General features: G+C 68.1%; 14 protein-coding genes. 13 read left to right on the top strand and 1 reads right to left on the bottom strand.

Annotated elements, in window-relative coordinates; all coding sequences use genetic code 11:
* The first annotated feature begins 160 nt into the window (after window positions 1-160).
* From ACIQTX_RS18100 to ACIQTX_RS18090, 3 genes are all read left to right on the top strand, one after another.
* Window positions 161-958: a MerR family transcriptional regulator gene (locus ACIQTX_RS18100; protein ID WP_402974835.1), complete on the top strand. Its 798-nt coding sequence runs from the start codon at window positions 161-163 to the stop codon at window positions 956-958.
* A gap of 145 nt (window positions 959-1,103) precedes the next feature.
* The gene (locus ACIQTX_RS18095) at window positions 1,104-1,475 is read left to right on the top strand and encodes a hypothetical protein (protein ID WP_402974832.1); all 372 of its coding nucleotides are present in this window, start codon (window positions 1,104-1,106) and stop codon (window positions 1,473-1,475) included.
* Window positions 1,476-1,480: 5 nt separating this feature from the next.
* Complete coding sequence (locus ACIQTX_RS18090; RefSeq protein ID WP_402974829.1) at window positions 1,481-2,320, top strand: nitroreductase family protein; 840 nt, start codon at window positions 1,481-1,483, stop codon at window positions 2,318-2,320.
* Here the strand turns inward: ACIQTX_RS18090 and ACIQTX_RS18085 are convergent.
* Window positions 2,289-3,815 carry an FAD-dependent oxidoreductase gene (locus tag ACIQTX_RS18085; RefSeq protein ID WP_402974826.1) on the bottom strand — a complete coding sequence of 509 codons (1,527 nt, stop codon included), beginning with the start codon at window positions 3,813-3,815 and terminating at the stop codon, window positions 2,289-2,291. The genes ACIQTX_RS18090 and ACIQTX_RS18085 overlap by 32 nt on opposite strands.
* A gap of 87 nt (window positions 3,816-3,902) precedes the next feature.
* Between ACIQTX_RS18085 and ACIQTX_RS18080 the strand changes: the two genes are divergently transcribed.
* The 10 genes from ACIQTX_RS18080 to ACIQTX_RS18035 all read left to right on the top strand — a co-directional run bounded on the left by ACIQTX_RS18080 (window position 3,903) and on the right by ACIQTX_RS18035 (window position 15,008).
* Window positions 3,903-4,277: a fluoride efflux transporter FluC gene (locus ACIQTX_RS18080; protein WP_402974823.1), complete on the top strand. Its 375-nt coding sequence runs from the start codon at window positions 3,903-3,905 to the stop codon at window positions 4,275-4,277.
* A complete protein-coding gene (locus tag ACIQTX_RS18075) occupies window positions 4,274-4,633 on the top strand; it encodes a fluoride efflux transporter FluC (RefSeq protein ID WP_402974820.1) in 360 nt (119 codons plus the stop codon). The genes ACIQTX_RS18080 and ACIQTX_RS18075 overlap by 4 nt, the downstream gene beginning before the upstream one ends.
* Before the next feature lie 110 nt (window positions 4,634-4,743).
* On the top strand, window positions 4,744-6,012 hold the full coding sequence (locus ACIQTX_RS18070) for an ABC transporter substrate-binding protein (protein WP_402974817.1): 1,269 nt from the start codon (window positions 4,744-4,746) through the stop codon (window positions 6,010-6,012).
* A gap of 4 nt (window positions 6,013-6,016) precedes the next feature.
* Window positions 6,017-6,976, top strand: coding sequence for a carbohydrate ABC transporter permease (locus ACIQTX_RS18065; RefSeq protein WP_402974814.1), 960 nt, complete (start codon window positions 6,017-6,019; stop codon window positions 6,974-6,976).
* Window positions 6,969-7,862 carry a carbohydrate ABC transporter permease gene (locus ACIQTX_RS18060; protein WP_402974811.1) on the top strand — a complete coding sequence of 298 codons (894 nt, stop codon included), beginning with the start codon at window positions 6,969-6,971 and terminating at the stop codon, window positions 7,860-7,862. The genes ACIQTX_RS18065 and ACIQTX_RS18060 overlap by 8 nt, the downstream gene beginning before the upstream one ends.
* Before the next feature lie 3 nt (window positions 7,863-7,865).
* Window positions 7,866-8,924 (top strand): LacI family DNA-binding transcriptional regulator, encoded by a 1,059-nt coding sequence (locus tag ACIQTX_RS18055; protein WP_402974808.1) that lies wholly within the window; start codon window positions 7,866-7,868, stop codon window positions 8,922-8,924.
* 41 nt (window positions 8,925-8,965) lie between these two features.
* Window positions 8,966-10,147, top strand: coding sequence for a Gfo/Idh/MocA family protein (locus tag ACIQTX_RS18050; RefSeq protein WP_402974805.1), 1,182 nt, complete (start codon window positions 8,966-8,968; stop codon window positions 10,145-10,147).
* The gene (locus tag ACIQTX_RS18045) at window positions 10,144-11,118 is read left to right on the top strand and encodes a DMT family transporter (protein WP_402974802.1); all 975 of its coding nucleotides are present in this window, start codon (window positions 10,144-10,146) and stop codon (window positions 11,116-11,118) included. Before ACIQTX_RS18050 ends, ACIQTX_RS18045 begins: the two co-directional genes overlap by 4 nt.
* A 73-nt stretch (window positions 11,119-11,191) precedes the next feature.
* The gene (locus ACIQTX_RS18040; RefSeq protein ID WP_402974799.1) at window positions 11,192-11,779 is read left to right on the top strand and encodes a TetR/AcrR family transcriptional regulator; all 588 of its coding nucleotides are present in this window, start codon (window positions 11,192-11,194) and stop codon (window positions 11,777-11,779) included.
* 16 nt (window positions 11,780-11,795) lie between these two features.
* Window positions 11,796-15,008 carry an efflux RND transporter permease subunit gene (locus tag ACIQTX_RS18035; protein ID WP_402974796.1) on the top strand — a complete coding sequence of 1,071 codons (3,213 nt, stop codon included), beginning with the start codon at window positions 11,796-11,798 and terminating at the stop codon, window positions 15,006-15,008.
* The last annotated feature ends 5 nt before the right edge of the window (window positions 15,009-15,013 follow it).

Raw genomic sequence — 15,013 nt, 5'->3', positions numbered from 1 at the left:
CGGTGGTCACGATATATCGTGTGTTGCAACGATAACACGATATATCTCGATGCTGCCAAGAGTTCAGGGTGAGCGTTCGCTGAGAGTTCTTGACCTTGACGCAACGTCAACTTCTAGAGTTCAAGACATCACCGCACGACCACGACGAGAAGGAGGAGCGATGGAGACGAGTGACTGGTCGATCCAGGAGATCGCCCGCCTCGCCGGCACGACGAGCCGCACGCTGCGGCACTACGACGACATCGGTCTGCTGCCGCCGTCACGCATCGCGAGCAACGGCTACCGGCACTACGACGGGCAGGCGCTCGTGCGCCTGCAGCGCATCCTGCTGCTGAGGGAGCTCGGGCTCGGACTGCCTCAGATCGCCGACGTGCTGGGTTCTTCGCGCGACCGCGATGCCGCCGTGAGCGAGTCATCGGCGCTCGAAACCCATCTCGCGCTGCTGCGCGAGGAGCAGACCAGGCTGGCGCGTCAGATCGCGTCGGTCGAATCCACCATCACGGCATTGAGAGGAGGTGAGAACCTCATGGCAGAGAACATGTTCGACGGCTTCGACCACACCACACACAAGGAGGAGGTCGAGCAGCGCTGGGGAAAGAAGGCCTACGCCGACAGCGACAGCTGGTGGCGCGGGATGACCGATGCCCAGCGCGCCGAATGGCAGCAGCGCGTGTCCGACCTCGGGCGCGACTGGATCGCCGCCGCGGAGAGCGGCATCGACCCGGCTTCCACCGAGGCCCAGGAGATCGCGCGACGTCACGTCGAGTGGCTCACGGGCATCCCCGGTACTCCCGCAGCAGTCTCCGGTGGCGACGTCAAGGCGTACGTCATCGGTCTCGGCGAGATGTACGTCGCGGATCCGCGCTTCGGCGCGAACTACGCGACGTCGTCCGGCGGCACACACGGTGCGGAGTTCGTCCGCGACGCGCTTCGCGTCTACGCGGAGGGCAACCTGTAGCTCGACTCGCGTTCTGACGGCCCCTTCGGGTGTGACTCTCGCACCCGAAGGGGCCGTTCGCGTTCGTGGGCTGCGTCTTACCCGACCGACGCGTTCGCCTGCAAGGGGGAGTCCTCGGCCGAGGGGGCGGGCGTAGGGTCATGCCATGAGACGTCGCGACGACACGGGAGCGACTGCGCTGTTCGCCGCTGCCGCCACCGCGTATGCCGTGAACTGCGCGCTCGGTGCATCGGTCGCCGCGCGCCTGATCGACACCAGCCGCTTCCGCTGGCTGCACCACGCGCTGTATATCGCGACGTGCGCGACCTCGGCCTTCGCTGTCGTGGCGGGCTGGTCCCGAGGGCCCCGCACCGCCGGCCGTCACGCCGCCGTGGCACTGCTCCCCGCCGCCGCACCGCTCGCGGCGATCCCCTACCTCGGCACCCACAGCCGGCGGCATCCGCTGGTCGCGCTCGCCGCAGCCCCCTTCATCGTCGCGGGGCTGGTGCTCTCGCGATCCGCTGCCGACCGGAAGTGAAACGCATGGAACTGCTCGACGCCATCCGCCGCCGCAAGACAACCAACGGTGCCTTCCTGCCCGACCCCGTCTCGGAGGATCATCAGCGCATCCTCCTCGAGGCCGCAGGGCGCGCGCCGTCGCAGTTGAACAGTCAGCCCTGGCGGTTCGTCGTGATCGAGAACCGCGACACGATCGAGCAGATCGCCCGCATCTCGGGCGAGAGCATGACGGAGGCGATGTCGAACGGCACCTTCTTCGAGCGTTACAAGCCGTACTTCCGCTTCAGTCAGGCCGAGATGGACGAGAAGCGCAGCGGGATGCTGTTCGACAAGCTGCCCGCGGCGCTCCGCCCGTTCACGAGCCAGGTGTTCACCAAGCGCGGGCAGACGCTCATGAACACCTTCGGAGTGCCGAAGACCCTGGGCGGCGAGAACCGGAAGCTCGTCGCGGGGTCGCCGCTGCTGCTGGGTGTGATGCTCGACCGCAGCGAGTATCGGCCGGGGCAGCTCTCATCGTTCTACTCGGTGTTCAGCATGGGCGCGGCCATGGAGAACGTCTGGCTCAGCACGGTCGAACTCGGCATGGGCATCCAGTTCATCTCGTTCCCGATGGAGGTGCCGGGGCGCTGGGACGAGATCGTGCAGCTGCTGCGCGTGCCAGACGACCTCGAGCTCATGGCCGTCTACCGGCTGGGCTACCTGCCGCCGGAGCAGCGTCGTCCCGCGATCGACTGGTCGAGCAGTCAGCGCAAGCTCGTCTCGCAGTACGTGTTCCGCGAGAACGGTGAGACGCCGCAGTCGGGGTGGGATGCCGGTCCGCCCCAGGGCGACATCACTCCGGGTCCGCCGGCGAAAGGGGAGTGAGGTCCCGAAGCGCCGGGCCCTCGATGCGCGTGCCGTCCGGCCCGAAGCGCGAGGCGTGCAGCGGGCAGTCCCACGAGCACTCCGCGTCGTTCCAGGTGAGCACCCCGCCCAGGTGTGTGCACACCGCACTCACCGCGCGGGTGACACCGCCCACTGTCGAGATCGCAACCGGTCGTCCTGCCCGGTTCGCCACCACGCCTTCTCCCTCGGCGGGCTGCGGAACCGGCGTGCCGCGGCGCTCTGCGTCCACCCATCCGGAAGCGAGCGCAGTCGCGACCTTGCCGCCCTCCACGGCCCCGCGTGCAAGGTCGGCGGGAACCGTCAGGCGCGTGCCGATCGTGGTGATCCAGGTCGGGCGATCCCGTCGGGGAGTGCCGAGGATCTCGGAGGTGAGGCGCTGCGCGGCCGCCGGGGCGTTCGACAGTCCCCACTTGCCGTAGCCCGTCGCGAAGCGGATGCGACCGAGGCCCCGGGGCATCGCGCCGACGAACGGGATGAGGTCGTGCGATTCGTAGTCCTGTGCCGACCACCGATGCGTCTCCTCGGCGCCGGGGAAGTGCAGCTGCGTCCAGGCGACGAGGTCGTCGACCGCAGCCGTCTCGCTGTCGGACCGGCCGACCGGGTGGCCGTTGCCGCCGACCACGAGCTGCGCGTCACCACCGGGGCCGTCTGCGTCGGTCACGGGGCGGAGGGAGCGCGTCGGGCCGTCGACCGAGAGGAACGTGCCTTCTGGAACGTCGCCCGGCACCCGGAACGACACGCAGTACGACCGCAGTCCCCGTGTCTTGGCGAAGTAGAGTCCGCGGTCTGTGATCGGAGTGCCCGTCGCGAGCACGATGTGGTCGGCGAAGAGCGGGCCGGACGTGGTGTCCACGCGGCCGGCGAGTGCATGCGTCTCCGTCGCTCTGACTCCGGTGTGCAGCGTGCCTCCCGCAGTGAGCAGCTCGTCGGTCAGTGCGACGGCGACGGAGACGGGGTCGATCGCGACCTGGTCATCGAGGGCGACGGCCGCCGCCACCGGGAACGGAGTCGACGGAGACGCGGTGGGCGACAGCATCCTCGACGGCAGTCCGGCCTCGCGCGCGGCCGCGTGCTGGTCCTCCACGGCGCCGAGTCCCTCAGGGCCCTGGGCGTAGGAGTGGTCGGTGTGGCGGGTGAACGGAACCCCCGCGAGCTCGGCGAACGCGAGCAGCCACTCCATCCCCGAGCGGTTGGCATCGACGTACGCCCTCACGAGCGAGGCCGGGTGGTGGCTGCGGATCTTTGCGAGCTGCCCGCCCTGCAGGAGCGACAGCTTGCCTGTGTTCGCACCCGTCGCGAGTTCGGCGATGCCGCCCGCATCGATCACGGCCACGTCGAGACCTGCCCTCGTGAGCATCACCGCGGTCGAGAGGCCGGTGATGCCGGCTCCGACGATGACGACGTCGTGGTGGGCGCCCGGTTCGAACGGCGATCCGCCGGGCAGGGTCCGGTCGTGCTTCCACAGGGGATTCATGTCGTCAGTCAACGCCGTTCGCCACCAGGTATCCACTGCCTTGACATCCGCACGGCGCACTGCCAGCAGGCGACTACAGTGGCGGACGTGAGCCTCCGCCGTATCCTCCTCGTCGCCGTCGGTGGCACGATCGGCACGGCGGCCAGGCTCGGCCTGGGGCTCGCGCTCCCTGATGTCGGAGGGTTCCCGCTCGCGGTGCTCGTGGCCAATCTCCTCGGCGCGTTGCTGATCGGGGTGCTGGCCGCGCGTCTTCCCGCCACCGCGGAGCTGCGGCTGATGCTCGGCACCGGGGTGCTCGGCGGCTTCACGACCTACAGCGCGTTCATGACCGGCACGCTCAGCCTGTGGGCGGACGCCCCGCTGCTCGCCGCCGCTTATGCCGCCGGAAGCCTCGTGCTCGGACTCGGTGCCGCTGCCCTGGGGCTGCGTCTCGGTCGACCCCGGACCGGAGGAGCATCGTGAGCCCGCTGCTGTTCCTCGGTGCCGCGCTCGCCGGCGGGCTCGGTGCGGTGCTGCGATACCTCGTCGATCTCGGGGTCGCCCGCTTTGCAGGCCGCCGCTTCCCCTGGGGGATCCTGCTGGTGAACCTCACGGGCTCGTTCGCGCTCGGAATCGTGACGACCGCGCTGCCGGATGCCGCCTTCCTGCTGGGGGCGGGGCTGCTGGGCGGGTACACGACGTTCAGTACGGCGATGCTCGACACGGTGGCGCTGTGGCGTGACGGAGAGCGCCCGGCGTCGGCGTTCAACGCGATCGGGATGCTGCTGCTCGGTCTGTTCGCGGTGGGGCTCGGCCTGGCTCTCGGCTCCGTCCTGTAATCGGGGTTGCGAGAAGCGAGTCTCTCGGGTTACTCTCCTTGCTAATCGATTAACGCTAAACGATTAACACTCGAAATCCCGCACTCGTGCACCTGTCGAAGGAGACACCGATGCCCCGTACGACCCGCCGCGCTCTCGGCGCACTCGCCGCATCAGCGGTCGCCGTCCTCGCCCTCAGCGCCTGCTCCTCCTCGACGGGCGGCGGCAGCTCCGACGGCGACGTCACCCTCAGCTACGCCATCTGGGACGAGAACCAGAAGCCGGCGATGGAAGACATCGCCGCGGCGTTCACGAAGGAGAACCCGAACGTCACGATCGACATCCAGGTCACCCCGTACAAGGAGTACTTCACCAAGCTGCAGACCGCCGCGACCGGCGGCTCGGCGGCAGACGTCTTCTGGATGAACGGCCCGAACTTCCAGCTGTACGCCTCCAACGGGCAGCTCGCGCCGCTCGATGACGGCGGGATCGATGCCGCCGACTACCCGCAGGGCCTGATCGACCTGTACACCTACGACGGAAAGCTCTACGGCGCTCCGAAGGACTTCGACACCGTCGCCCTCTGGTACAACAAGGCGCTGTTCGACGCGGCCGGGGTGGAATACCCCTCCGCGGACTGGACGTGGGACGACTTCACCGCGGCAGCCGCGAAGCTCACCGACCCCTCGAAGGGGCAGTTCGGGGTGGCGGCCAGCCAGTACGGCCAGGAGAACTTCTACAACTCGATCGCTCAGGCGGGCGGTGAGGTGATCTCCGCCGACGGCACGAAGAGCGGATACGGTTCGCCCGAGGCGCTCGCCGGCATCGAGCTGTGGACCGACCTGATCGCGGCAGGCTCCTCGCCTACGGCGCAGCAGATGACCGACACCAACCCCGAGGACTTCTTCCTCTCCGGCAAGGTCGCCATGTTCCAGAACGGGTCGTGGGCGGCCATCGCCTACGCCGACAACGCCGACATCGGCGGCAGCGTCGACGTGGCCCCGCTTCCCGCGGGAGCAGAGGGCAACCAGAGCGTGATCCACGGCGTCGGAAACGTCGCCAACGCGAAGAGTGCGCACCTCGCCGAGGCCAAGGAATTCGCCGAGTTCGCCTCAGGCGAGCAGGCAGCGAAGATCCAGGCCGAGACCGGCACCGTGATCCCCGCATTCGACGGCACGCAGCAGGAATGGGTCGATGCTCTGCCGCAGTACGACCTGCAGGTCTACATCGACGCGCTCGAGGGTGCCGTGCCGTACCCGGTGTCGAAGAACACCTCGGCGTGGACGAGCATCGAGAGCGAGGTGCTCTCCCAGGTGTGGTCGGGAGCGGTTGCCCCGAAGGACGGCCTCCAGGACCTCGCCGACCAGATGCAGGCGGCACTGGACGCCGAGCAGGAGTGATCGCATGACCGTCATCGCGCCGCGCGCGGTCGAGACGGCGGAGCGGATGCCGGAGGCGAAGAGCCCCGGCATCCGTCGCCGCCGGCGGAGTCCAGGAGCCTCACCCTTGTGGGCGCTGGTCTTCCTCGGACCGACCGCACTGGGCATCGCCGTCTTCTACCTCTGGCCGACCGTCCGCACCCTCATCATCTCGTTCACGAAGTCCGGCCCGTTCGGCGGATCCGAGTGGGTCGGCATCGAGAACTACACGCGCCTGTTCCAGGACCCGGAGTTGATCGGGGCCCTCCGCAACACCGCGATCTACACGATCATCGCCCTCATCGGCATCCCGCTCGCGGTCGGGATCGCCGCTCTGTTGAACACCGCAGGGCTCAAAGGCCGCAGCGCCTACCGCACGCTCTACTTCATCCCCGTCGTCACCATGCCCGCCGCGATCGCACTGGTCTGGCGCATGATCTACAACGGCGACTACGGGGTGCTCAACGCCGCACTCGGTGCGATCGGAATCGACGGCCGCAGCTGGCTCACCGACCCGAACACCGCACTGATCGCGATCGCCGTCGTCGGCATCTGGGCAGGCCTCGGCACCAACATCGTCATCTTCCTCGCCGGGCTCCAGGGCATCCCCGACACGATCATGGAGGCCGCCGACCTCGACGGCGCGGGCCCCGTGCGCAAGTTCTTCTCCATCACGATCCCCCTGTTGTCGCCGTCGATCTTCTTCGTCAGCGTGATCAGCGTGATCGGTGCGTTGCAGGTGTTCGACCTCATCTACATGATGCTCGGCCGCAGCAACCCCGCGATGCCGAACACTCGCACGGTCGTCTATCTCTTCTACGAAGCGGGCTTCCTCGACAACGATCGCGGCTATGCGGCCGCCATCGCCTTCCTGCTGCTCGTGATCATCCTGATCCTCACAGTCGTGCAGTTCCGTCTGCAGAAGAAGTGGGTGCACTATGAGTGACGTCTCGCTCGACACGCGCGCCGTGGTCGGCGCCCCGGCCGGCCGCTCCGGCACGAGGGCGGGGAAGCCGAAGAACCGCGGACTCTGGATCGTGCATCTCGTGCTCGCCCTCGGTGCGGTGCTGATGGTCTTCCCCTTCGTCTGGCAGCTGCTGACCTCGTTCAAGACGCTCTCCGACTCTGTGCAGGTGCCGCCGTCGTTCCTGCCGCGCGAGTGGGTGTTCACGAACTTCGCCGAGGTGTTCGACTCGATGCCGTTCGCGCAGATGTTCTTGAACTCCGTCTGGCTCACGGTCGGACGCACGGTCGGCCAGGTGGTGCTGTGCACCATGGCGGGCTACGCGTTCGCACGCATCCCGTTCCCCGGCCGCAACGCCCTGTTCGTGGTGTTCCTGTCGGTGCTCATGGTGCCCTCGCAGCTCTACCTGCTGCCGCAGTACGAGATCATCCAGTCGCTCGGCTGGCTGAACACGCTGCAGGCGCTCATCGTCCCCGGCATCTTCAGCGCGTTCGGCACCTTCCTGATGCGGCAGTTCTTCATGTCGATGCCCGCCGAACTCGAGGAGGCCGCCCGCATCGACGGAGCCAATCCGTGGCAGACCTTCTGGCGGATCATGGTTCCACTCGCGAAGCCTGGCATCATCGCACTTGTGGTGTTCACCGTGCTGTGGTCCTGGAACGATCTGCTCTGGCCGTTGATCGTGACGACCGACCCCGCGAAGATGCCGCTGTCGGTCGGGCTCTCGCAGCTGGTCGGCATCCACGGCACCGACTACCCGGTGCTGATGGCGGGCGCGCTGCTGGCGACGCTGCCGATGCTGGTGACCTTCATGGTCCTGCAGCGGCAGTTCATCCAGGGCATCGCCTTCAGCGGATCGAAGGGCTGAGTCATGGCGAAGAGCGAGCACCAGGTGCCCCGGCGCCCCACCCTGCGCATGGTGGCCGAACGGGCCGGCGTGTCGACGGCGACCGTCTCGTACGTGTTCTCCGGGCGGGCGGGTGCGGCATCAGGTGCCGGGGTCGCCGAGGCCACGGCCGCGCGTGTGCTGGCAGCCGCTGACGAGTTGAATTACCGGCCGAACAGCGCGGCGCGCGCGATCCGCACCGGACGCAGCGGCATGGTGCAGTTGTCGCTGCACATGCTCAGTGACCCGTGGTCACTTGCCGTCGCCGATGCGGTGAACGCCGAGGCAAACAAGCACGGGCTCACCACGCTGATCCTCGCCGACGGTGACTGGCACGCCGCCCTCGACCGGGTCGAGAGCGATGTGGCTTACCTCGACGGTGTGGGGCTCGACGATGCGGCGCGGCAGAACCTCGCCGACCTCGTGCGCCGTGGACAGCGCCTCGTCGTGTTCTCCGAGCACCTCGAGCCCGAGGGCTTCGATGTGATCCGCTCCGACGCGATCCCCGGATGCGAGATCGCGATGGATCACCTGCTGGAGAGGCACAGCGCGATCGGATGCATCGCCGCAGAGGGAGCCGTGCGCCTCGCCGGCGAGCAGGTCACGCGCTACACGCCCTACGTCGAGAAGCTGGCGGCCGCCGGCATCGAGCCCGACCCGAGCTGGACGGTGACGTACGCCGACACCCAGGCGAGCGCCTTCACCGCCGCGGTCGAGCTGCTGTCGGGCGAGAACCGGCCCCGAGCGGTGTACGCCACGACCGACTTCGCCGCCATCGCCGCGATCAACGCCGCGCACATGCTCGGCCTCAGGGTGCCGCACGATGTCGCGGTGGTGGGCGTCGGCAACACCCCGGACGCCCGCCTGATCGCGCCCACCCTCACGACCGTCGGTCCGACCGACTTCTACGAGCGACAGGCGCGCATCATCGTCGACCGCGCCCTCGAGACCGACCCCACCCCCGGGCGCCTGCACGACTTCGCGTGGACGCTCTTCCCCGGCGGTTCGACCGACCTCGACGCCCCCGCACCGCGGGCCCGTTGACCTCGGCATCCCGCACAGACTCATCACACAGAAGGACCATCGTGGATCTCCAGATCGGCATCATCGGCTTCGGCGCGCGCTCGACCCTCCAGGAAGAGGTGCATCGTCCGGGGCACGGATCGCGCATCAGCGCCGTGTGCGACCTCGCTCCGCGCGCTCGGGAAGACGCCCGCGCCCTCGTGCCGGACGCGCTCATCACCGACTCGCTCGACGAGCTGCTGGCTTCGGGCGTCGACGCCGTCATGGTGCTCACACCCGATGACACGCACGCAGCGCTCAGCATCCGCGCCCTCGAAGCAGGCGTGCCGGTGTTCTGCGAGAAGCCGCTCGCGATCGATCTCGCCGATGCCGACGCGATGCTCGAGACCGCCCGGCGCACCGGCACCGGCCTCTACATCGGCCACAACATGCGACACATGCCCGTGATCACGCTGATGCGCGGTCTGATCCAGAGCGGACGCATCGGCCAGGTCAAGGCGGTCTGGGTGCGGCACTTCGTCGGCCACGGCGGCGACTTCTACTTCAAGGACTGGCACGCCGATCGTCGCCGCACCACGGGGCTGCTGCTGCAGAAGGGCGCCCATGACATCGACATCATCCACTGGCTCGCCGGTGCCTACAGCGAGCGGGTCTCCGCGATGGGAGCGCTGAGCGTGTACGGCGACATCACCGACCGGCGTGACCGGACGGGGGAGCGGATGCCGGACTGGTTCAGCATGGACAACTGGCCGCCGACCGCGCTCACGGGGCTGCACCCGGTGGTCGACGTCGAGGACATCTCGATGGTGAACATGCAGCTGGAGGGCGGGATCTTCGCGTCGTACCAGCAGTGTCACTTCACCCCCGACTACTGGCGCAACTACACGGTGATCGGCACCGAGGGGCGCATCGAGAACTTCGGCGACGTGGCCGGCAGCGAGGTCGGGCTGTGGAATCGGCGGCATGCGGGAGCCGCGGCGGCCGACGAGACCTTCATCGTGCCGGAGGTGCCGGATGCCGGACATGACGGTGCCGACGCACTGCTCGTGGCCGAGTTCCTGCGCTTCGTGAAGGACGGCGGCTTGACCGAGACGTCGCCGGTCGCTGCGCGTGAGGCCGTGGCCGCCGGAATCCTCGCCACCGCTTCGCTGCGGGGTGACGGTTCGGCGATCGAGATCCCGCCGCTCGATCCCGAGCTCGTGGCCTACTTCGAGCGCGGGCAGGTCGAGGCCGCGCTGGTATGAACTCCTCGCGGGGTGCCGCGTCGTCGGTCTCGTCGAAGACCGGGCGCCGGCGGCTCGCGCTGGAGTCGCTCGTGCTCGTGGTGCTGCTCGCCGCGACGTGGGTGATCGCAGGGATCGCGCTGCAGGGCGCTGGCGTCGGCGTGGTGTCAGCGGGGCGCACGGGCTTCGCGGCGCTCGGACTGTTCCTGCTGGTGGTGCTCTCGCATCGCCCGGGAACACGTTCCGTTCCGGTCTATCCGCCGGTCACTGTCCGACGCTACCGATGGTGGCAACTGGGCGTGCTCTCGGTCACCGGCGTCGCGGGGTACACCCTGCTCTCGACCGTCGCGATCGCACTCGCCGGTCCCGCGATCCCGAGCCTGATCCTCGCGCTGTCTCCGGTCGTCGTCCTGCTGCTCGAGAGCGCTCTGACGAAAGTGCGAGTGCCGCCACTCGTTCTCCTCGCGACGGGAGTGGCGATCGCCGGCACCGCGCTCTACATCGTTCCTCGTGTCGGTGGCGCATCGGGGGCCAGTGCCGGCTGGGGCGTGCTCGCCGCGGTCGCGGCGATGCTCTCGATGGCCGGCTACGGACTGCTCTTCGCGCACGTCAACCGGGGATACCGCGGGCCGATGACGCCGCGCATCCTGCCTATCTTCGCCCTCGGGAGTGTTCCGCTGGTGCTCTGGGCGGTCGTCGAGTCGAGCTCCGGCACGCAGGTCGACCTCGTGACGATCGGGGTGCTCGCGCTGCTCGGTCTCGGCGTCTACATGCCCGCATACCTGTTGCAGCACCGCGTCATACTGTCAGCCGGGCCCTCGTTCGCCGCGCTCCTGGGGCTTGCGGTCCCGCCGCTCGTCGGCGTCGCCTCCGCAGTCCTCGGGCTCTCTGTGCCGCCAGGGCCGATGCAGGTGTGGGGCATCGCGCTCACGCTCGCGGGGATGCTCGTCGTGATCCGGATGAAGCTTCGGAGCCCCATGGCGAAGGGCTGAGGGGAGCACTCCCAGCATCCTCACAATCCGGAAATGTACAAACGTACATGTACGGATGTCCAGGAGGTGCTCGATGGGGGAAGGTGCGCGTCGTCGACGTGACCCTGAAGCGCGCCGTCGGGAGATCGTGACCGCCGCCGCCGAGCTCATCGTCGAAGTGGGCGCCGATGCCGTCACCCATCGCATGGTCGCCGCTCGCGCAGGAGTGCCCCTCGGCGCAACGACCCAGTACTTCGACACCCTCGACGACCTCCGTGCCGCGGCCTTCCGGGCGCTCGCCGAAGAGGTCGACGCACGTCTCGACGGCGTCCGGCAGACCATCGCCGAACGCGGTGACAGCCCCGACGTGATCGCCGCACTCGTTTTCGAGAGCTTGGACGACCACCATGCAGTGCAGGCCGACCGTGCCGTGGTCACCGCCGCCGTGCACGACCCCCGCCTGCGGGATCTCGCGCGCCACATGTCTGATCGACTTGTCGAACTTCTCCAGCCGACCTATGGCGCAGATCGTGCTCAAGCGGCGATGATCTTCATCGACGGTGTCATGTGGAGCATGCAGATCCGCGATGCCCGCCTCGAACAGTCCTTCATCGAGACCGCACTGGCGCGGATCCTCGGAGATTCCGTCTCCACTCCCTCCGCAGCGACAGCCACACCCTGACACCGAGGAAACCGCCTTGTCGAAACTCGCCATCCTGAGCCTCAAGAACCGTGCGCTCATCGCCCTCATCACCATCGTCGCGGCGGTGTTCGGTGGGCTCGCGCTCACGAACCTCAAGCAGGAGCTGATCCCGTCGCTGGAGCTGCCGGCGCTCGTCGTCATGACGACCTACCCCGGGGCCTCTCCCGAGGTGGTCGAGAACGACGTGTCCACGCCGGTCGAGGCGGCGATCCAGGGTGTGCCTGGGCTCGAGTCCACCACGGCGACGAGCACCACGAACGCGTCGATCGTGCAGGCGATGTTCGCCTACGGCACGAATCTCGCCACGGCCGAGCAGAAGATCCAGCAGGCGATCAACCGCATCTCGTCGCAGCTGCCGGAGGATGTGACCCCGCAGGTGCTGTCGGTCTCCATCGACGACTTCCCGGTGATCCAGGTCGCCGTCACAGGGTTCGAGGATGCCGACAACGCGCAGGCCGAACTCGAATCCGTCGCGATCCCCGAACTCGAAGACGTCGACGGTGTCAACGCGGCCGAGATCGTCGGTGGGGTGGGGCAGCGCATCAGCATCACGCCTGACGTGGCGAAACTCGCAGCCGCCGGCGAGAGCACGAAGGCGATCAGCGATGCGCTGGAGCAGAACGGCACGCTCTTCCCCGGCGGTGACATCACCCAGGACGGTCAGACGCTCACGGTGCAGACCGGAGCGAAGATCACGTCCGTCGAGGAGATCGCCGCGCTTCCGCTGGTCGGCACCGACGTCACCATCGGCGACGTGGCGACGGTCGTGCAAGAGTCCGACCCTGTCACCTCCATCTCGAGGGTCGACGGCAAGGATGCGCTCTCGATCTCGATCACCAAGCTTCCGGCTGCGAACACGGTCGAGGTGTCGAACGGCGTGATCGCCGCCCTCGACACGATCGGCAAGGCCTTCCCCGACGCCGAATTCACGGTGATCTTCGACCAGGCGCCGTTCATCGTGCAGTCGATCGAGACCCTGGCCACCGAGGGTCTGCTCGGGCTGGTGTTCGCGGTGCTCGTGATCCTGCTGTTCCTGCTGTCGGTCCGTTCGACACTCGTGACCGCGATCTCGATCCCGACCAGCGTGCTCATCACGTTCATCGGGCTGCAGGCGTTCGGCTACTCGCTCAACGTGCTCACTCTCGGCGCGCTCACGATCGCGATCGGTCGAGTGGTCGACGACTCCATCGTCGTGATCGAGAACATCAAGCGACATTACGTCGGTGACGCCGACAAGGGCGATGCGATCCGTCTCGCCGTGCGCGAGGTCGCCACGGCCATCACCGCATCGACCATCACCACGGTCGCGGTGTTCCTGCCGATCATGTTCGTCGGCGACATGGTCGGGGAGCTGTTCCGTCCGTTCGCGATGACCGTGACCATCGCCATGGTCGCTTCGCTCCTGGTCGCCCTGACGATCGTGCCGGTGCTGGCGTACTGGTTCCTTAAGCCCGGCAAGCCCCTGCTCGACGAGCACGGCAACGCGATCGACCCCGAGCACCCTGACGCCCCGCCCACGTGGCTGCAGCGGCAGTACCGTCCGATCCTGGGGTGGACGCTCAAGCACTCCGGCATCACCGTGATCCTCGCGGTCGTCGTGCTCGGCGCCACCCTCGCCGCGGCGCCCCTGATGAAGGTCAACTTCCTCGGCGACTCGGGTCAGAACACCATGACCATCACGCAGGACCTCGGCCCGACAGCGAGCCTGCAGGCGAAGTCGGATGCCGCGGTCGCCGTGGAAGACGCACTGCTCGACGTCGACGGCATCGAGCACGTGCAGGCCTCGATCGGCACCAGCGGCTCGGCTCTCAGCGACGCTTTCTCCGGCGGTGCGGGTGTCACGTATTCCGTGCTGACCGATGGGGATGCCGACCAGGAGAAGCTCCGCGCCGATGTGCAGGATGCGATCGACGGCCTCGGCGACGAGGTGGGCGACGTGGCCGTGTCGGCATCGGCCGGCTTCGGATCCAGCGACATCGAGATCACGGTCAGCGCGTCGAACGCCGACGATCTCCAGACCGCGACGGACTCTCTCGTTAAGGAGCTCGACGGGCGCGATGGTGTGGGCCAGGTCACCGACAACCTCGCGGCTTCGCTGCCGTACATCGCCGTCGTGGTCAACCGGGAAGCCGCCGCCGAGCGCGGACTCTCCGAGGTCGCAGTCGGTTCGATCGTCTCCGGCACCATGCGCCCGCAGCAGGCCGGCTCGGTCGAGATCGACGACACCGCGCTGACCGTCTACATCGTCACCCCGAACCCGCCGACCACGGTCGACGCGCTCAAGGCGCTCTCGATCCCGACCCCGGCCGGCATCGTGCAACTGCAGGACATCGCGACCGTCGAGCAGCAGAACGGACCCACCTCGATCACCACCGAGCAGGGGCGGCGCACCTCGACCATCACGGTGCCGCCGGCATCCGACAACCTGGCCACGGCCACGCAGTCGGTGAACGAAGCGCTCGCGGCGGTCGACCTGCCGGACGGCGCATCCGCAGAGGTCGGCGGTGTCGCGTCACAGCAGGCTGACTCGTTCTCGCAGCTCGGCCTCGCGATGCTCGCGGCCATCCTGATCGTGTACGTGGTCATGGTCGCGACGTTCAAGTCGCTGCGCCAGCCGCTGCTGCTGCTCGTGTCGGTGCCGTTCGCGGCGACCGGTGCGATCCTGCTGCAGATCGCGACGGGGGTGCCGCTCGGTGTCGCGTCGCTGATCGGTGTGCTGATGCTCATCGGCATCGTGGTGACGAACGCGATCGTTCTCGTCGACCTCGTGAACCAGTATCGGGAGAAGGGTCTGTCGACCATCGAGGCGGTGAAGGCCGGTGGCGAGAAGCGTCTGCGGCCGATCTTGATGACCGCGCTCGCGACGATCCTCGCGCTCACTCCGATGGCCCTCGGCATCACGGGCCACGGCGGGTTCATCTCGCAGCCGTTGGCGATCGTCGTGATCGGCGGGCTGATCTCCTCGACCGTGCTGACGCTGATCGTGCTGCCGACGCTCTACAACCTCGTCGAAGGCGCCAAGGAGCGGCGTGCAGCGCGCAAGGCCGGTGGCTCGGGTGCCGGCGAGACGCCGAAGCCGAATGCCCCGGTCGGCCCTCCTGCGTCCGGTGCCGCCGTGGCGTCGGCTCAGCCGGTGCTGATCGACGCCTCGGGCCTGCCGCATGCCCCGCAGCTCACGCGGCGCGAGCTCCGCGACCGCGGGGAGTAGCCGCA

The sequence above is a fragment of the Microbacterium sp. NPDC090281 genome, from assembly GCF_044769635.1.
GTDB lineage: Bacteria > Actinomycetota > Actinomycetes > Actinomycetales > Microbacteriaceae > Microbacterium.
The sequence above is the reverse complement of the archived record's forward strand: the minus strand, read 5'-3'. Positions and strand labels throughout refer to the sequence as shown.

Excerpts from the sequence above, each read along its gene's own strand:
- ACIQTX_RS18065 (WP_402974814.1), top strand. The coding sequence starts at position 6,017 with ATGACCGTCATCGCGCCGCGCGCGGTCGAGACGGCGGAGCGGATGCCG.
- ACIQTX_RS18070 (WP_402974817.1), top strand. The coding sequence starts at position 4,744 with ATGCCCCGTACGACCCGCCGCGCTCTCGGCGCACTCGCCGCATCAGCG.
- ACIQTX_RS18055 (WP_402974808.1), top strand. The coding sequence starts at position 7,866 with ATGGCGAAGAGCGAGCACCAGGTGCCCCGGCGCCCCACCCTGCGCATG.
- ACIQTX_RS18090 (WP_402974829.1), top strand. The coding sequence starts at position 1,481 with ATGGAACTGCTCGACGCCATCCGCCGCCGCAAGACAACCAACGGTGCC.
- ACIQTX_RS18040 (WP_402974799.1), top strand. The coding sequence starts at position 11,192 with ATGGGGGAAGGTGCGCGTCGTCGACGTGACCCTGAAGCGCGCCGTCGG.
- ACIQTX_RS18095 (WP_402974832.1), top strand. The coding sequence starts at position 1,104 with ATGAGACGTCGCGACGACACGGGAGCGACTGCGCTGTTCGCCGCTGCC.
- ACIQTX_RS18100 (WP_402974835.1), top strand. The coding sequence starts at position 161 with ATGGAGACGAGTGACTGGTCGATCCAGGAGATCGCCCGCCTCGCCGGC.
- ACIQTX_RS18085 (WP_402974826.1), bottom strand. The coding sequence starts at position 3,815 with ATGAATCCCCTGTGGAAGCACGACCGGACCCTGCCCGGCGGATCGCCG.
- ACIQTX_RS18045 (WP_402974802.1), top strand. The coding sequence starts at position 10,144 with ATGAACTCCTCGCGGGGTGCCGCGTCGTCGGTCTCGTCGAAGACCGGG.
- ACIQTX_RS18060 (WP_402974811.1), top strand. The coding sequence starts at position 6,969 with ATGAGTGACGTCTCGCTCGACACGCGCGCCGTGGTCGGCGCCCCGGCC.